The organism is uncultured Thiodictyon sp. (assembly GCA_903837595.1).
GTDB lineage: Bacteria > Pseudomonadota > Gammaproteobacteria > Chromatiales > Chromatiaceae > Thiodictyon.
Map to the genome: position 1 here is coordinate 1 of CAILVI010000357.1, position 4,356 is coordinate 4,356.

A 4,356-nucleotide genomic window follows, 5' to 3' on the forward strand; every position below is an offset into this window, starting at 1 on the left:
GCCCTGGGTCCTCAATCCCGGCCGCGGTGCAACTCCACCCGGGCGCCAGTGCCAGGGCCTTGAGCCTGCCGACCTTCAACATCGGCGCCGCGTTTCTCGGGAAACCATCGCCAGCCGACAGGGAGGGGGAACGGGCACGGCTCACGCCCAAGACCGACCCGGGCCTAGACCCCAGTCGGGAGCATCGGCGCCAGTGGCCAGGTGGAGCGGTGCCCGTGCCCTGGGACATCGATCCCGGCCGCGGTGCAGCTCCAGGAGGTGCAGCCGGTGCCGGTCCTGGAAGCCGACCGCCAGTCAGTGCCGGCGGGGCCTCGCAATCGTCTGAAATACGATGATATTTAGGTCTGCTGTCGCGCCCTAAGGGGGGCGAAATTCGCTCAAGACCCGCGCGCGCGTTTGGGCTCGGGGTTTACCAAGTGCCAGGGTCCCCCGGAGTGCATAGCGAAACAATCGGGGGGGCGATTCCCATTAAGCGAAATCGGCACCGGGACGGGCGGCGGGGGCTCCCGGGGTGACGTGCTGCCGATGATCCAGGGGGCCAAAATTCGGCCGAAGTCCGCGGCTATCGGCTCGCGGGCAAAGGCAGGGGGGCCAGGGACCCCCGCATATTGTTGACCCCCCATGCACCCCGTCTCTGCACAGATTCCGCGGCTTTGCGCACCGCAGTTGGGAAACCCCAGGAAGGACCCGCGAAATATACACAGACAGGATGCAGCTAAAGCCCCACGTATAGCCCTATTGTCGTGATGCTTTCTGCCCTGCGCCTCCTTTCCCGACACCTTTGCCATGCCCTACCCCTAACGAAATCTCGCGGCTTTGCGCACCGCACAGGGATGGACCAGGAAGGACCCGCGCGACCCCGGGCGGGTTCGCCATGCCGCCACGCTCCAAGAGCCTAGCCAGTTGAAACCCCTTCACCTTTCGATTAACCATCAAGGCAGCGGCCAACCCTTCAAGCGCTTGACGATGGCGGGTAAGGGTTGCTATCACGTCGTATACGGTTCGGGTCGTCAATGCATCAGCGTCAACCGATAGCTTGCAAGCCACCGTGCCGACGATGCTACGCGCTAAGGCCATCTCGTCTACCCCAGCGCCAAGCGCCGGGCGGGTGCTGTGTAGCAACTCACCCAAAGGACCAGCCAACAGGACGCGCGCCCGTACAAGGTCCGCGCGTGGGTCGGTGTCGTGGTCGATGCGCCAGCCCGGACCCGCCACAGCGACACCCCCCAGCCAATCAGCGCCGCGCCGATAGACCTCCACGCTTAAGACGTGGTGCCCTTCCGCCGCGTACTGGATCGCGTGCCCGGCCTCATGGTGCGCTGCATGGTCGCGCGTGCTGGCCAATGCGGCGGGGCCTTGTATCGCGACTGCCCTTTGTAGGATCGCGGCAGCATTGGCGGTTAGTGCCGTGCGTTGCGCGTCCGTGACTTTAATACGTGCAATTGCGTTCATGAAGGTTCCTGAATCGGTAGTGTTCCAAGTGGGTCGATTGGGCGCCATGCGCCGCAGGCGTGTGCGACCTTTGGCCAGTGGCCGGGGGTGCGCTTGCTCTTCTTGCTGGCGATTCCGCACAGCCCTAGCCCACTCTCGGGCGATGTCTCGCTGTGCCGGAAGTGTGTGCAGCATCCGCAATGCACCAAGGGCCGGGGGATGGATCTGAAGCCCCACGCAGTCAGACACCAGGGGCAGGCGATCAGCCGCGCGGGGGCGCCCTCCCAGAGCCAGACGGGGCCGCAGGTCAAACACAGAACAGGGCGGGTATAGCTGCGGGGCAGTTCGCCCCGGTCCCGTTGGGCCTGGATGGGCAACAGCCGCGCCAGTGCCGCCAGTGCCGCGGGTCGGTCAGCAATCTCTGGCCAGTCCTCGCCGGCCGCATCCTGCAACGCTGCCAGTGTCAGCCCCCCAATGTGGGCGGGTTCCTGCCCTACCTGCCCAGCGGGCAAAGCGTCGCCCGGGGTCTGATCTACAGCAACTACAGCGACTACAGCAGCCCCCCCGGCATTCGCAGAGAGGGGCGCCGGGGGTAGATACCTGTCTAGGTCAAAGGCCATACAGCAACCTCCGGAGAAAAAAAGAAGGTTAGAAATAACTTTTAGGGTCGGTTGCTGTAGTTGCTGTAGTTGCTGTAGTTCGGGACGAATCCAGCAACCACGGGGCCTAGAGCGCGCCCAACTACAGCAACCCGGTTGCTGTAGTTTGCTGTAGTTGGTAAGTGGTTGTTTATGTGACAGTCTCCCGTGCTTGTGTGCCCCGTTACAGCCAACTTCAGCAGCGGTGCCGGCATCTTGGTTCACCCGGCCGCTGCATCCGTCGCGACGCCCCACAACCGCACCGCGCGGCAAAATAGTCATTTTCGAGACAGCAGCTTAGGATTTACGCGCAACCGCTTTTGCTTGCCCCGCTCGCATCGCCGGACGTGCCCGGATTCCTCAAGCCCATCTATCGCCGCGTCCCTCCGCAGTGCACCACGCACGCAGTTAGGCCCGTACCGTCCTAACTGCTGGATTGCGATTTCCCCCGCCTGATCGACAATCGGGCACCCGTTCCCGTCCATCAGTTCGGGCGCCTTGGCGCAGAGCCAGCCGGACAGCTCCCGCGCGTCTGTGACCTCTTCAGGCGCGGAAACCTCAAAGAACAGGCGCCGGGCCTCGCTAAGATGCCAGACCGCAATCTTGATACCCGCGGCCATGTAACGGGTCTCAACGTGCCGGCTAGGTCCGCCCTGATCGAACAACTTGAACACCCCAGCAATCCGGGCCGCGTTTTCCGCGCTTTTGCTGGCCACATCCCGTACCGCCGCGAAGTCTCCGAACTGGCACAACTCCCGCTCGACTGAATCGTGATACTCGATAAATGCGCGTTTCGCGGCAGGATCGAGAAACATGACTGGCGGCCTCAGGCGCATCAGTAGCCCCTTATCCGACTGGGAGCGGTCAATAGGCATTTCCGCGTTAAGTAGTCGTTTTATAGATGCGTCAAAGTCATCCAGTGCGCGCCACTCTGGCGGCGGCTCGACATATAGCCGCGTTCCCATTGTCGATAGTGGCGCCGACAGCAAGAAGCGAGCAATAAAGCCGATGTTTCGCGCGCCCTTATCAACCAGTTTAGGCAATAGGTCAGGCTGCATCATCAGAAAAGCCGAGAAGCGCCGGCCGATCAATTCAACAGTCAACGCCTGTTTACGGTCTGGCAAGAACGGACGCCCATCCCACAGGATGTTAAGCAAGGATAGAAACCCCGTCGCTGTATCTTCCCCCATCCCATGGGACCCGACCACGGCGCCGCCCTCATCGCTGAATAATCCGGCAGACGGCCAGCCGGTGCCGAGTCCATAGGCCAGGGCGGCGGGCGTTACGTCCTCATAGTTTAGCTTGGGCAGCGGCGCAGCAATGATCGGGTTTTGCTCAAGGTCAATCAGTCGGGTGCGCAATTCTTCAAGTGCCTTGTCGTTATCGGCTGAATCCTTCCCTGCAAGTGACGTGATCTTCTTCTTTACCCCATCAATGCGCGCTCGCCAATCCTTTTCCATAGCAGCCGCGCGGCGGTATTCGCTTAGGCGTATTTCTCGCTCTTCATTTTGCCATTGCCGGGCCGCTCGCCCAAATTGCTTATCGGCTGCGCTCTTGCGCTCTCCCGATTCCGCCATATTTGCGTATTCCACGCCAAATTGGACACCGATTCCACGGCAAACTGGACACCCAGTCCAGCGCAAACTGGACAGTGATTCCAGCGCAAACTGGACACCGGTTCCAGGGCAAATTGGACACCTGAAAGAGCGCGACGGCGCGCGGGATAACCGTGGCACCCTGGGTTTTTGCCCCCGGGGTGCTGAAAGTGAACACGAGGTTATCCATGCGCAAGATTCAAGACGTTCTGCGGCTGCATCATGAGTGCGGTCGCTCCAACCGGGAGATCGCACGGACCGTGCAGGTCTCCCCCTCGACGGTCGCCGATTACCTGCGACGAGCCCGGCTGGCCGAGCTCACCTGGCCGCTGGCGGACGGTCTGACCGAGCGGGCCGTGGAAGCGGCGCTGTTTCCGGTCCAGCCCGCCTCCAGAGTCAAACGCCCGGAGGCGGACTGGGCCGCGGTGCATCGCCAATTGGGTCGCTCCGGGGTCACCCTGGACCTGCTCTGGCAGGAGTATCGGGAGTTGCGTGCCGACGGCTACCAGTACAGTGCCTTCTGCGCGCACTATCGGGCCTTCGCCCATGCGCTGCCGGTGACCCTGCGCCAGAGCCATGCGCCCGGGGAGCGCCTGTTCGTCGACTACAGTGGCCAGACGGTGCCTGTCATCGACCCCGCCACCGGGGAGGAAGTCAGGCCCAGGTCTTCGTCGCCGTACTTGGGGCGTCGA

The 4,356-nt window shown here is 62.7% G+C and carries 2 protein-coding genes; one reads left to right on the forward strand and one right to left on the reverse strand.

From position 1 onward, the window contains the following. Window positions 1-2,347: 2,347 nt before the first annotated feature. On the reverse strand, window positions 2,348-3,661 hold the full coding sequence (locus tag QZY44_RS20250) for a YfjI family protein (protein WP_295450886.1): 1,314 nt from the start codon (window positions 3,659-3,661) through the stop codon (window positions 2,348-2,350). 191 nt (window positions 3,662-3,852) lie between these two features. Between QZY44_RS20250 and QZY44_RS20255 the strand changes: the two genes are divergently transcribed. Continuing rightward, window positions 3,853-4,356, forward strand: a 504-nt coding sequence (locus QZY44_RS20255; RefSeq protein WP_295450889.1) for a sigma factor-like helix-turn-helix DNA-binding protein, incomplete at its 3' end; no start/stop codon positions are given.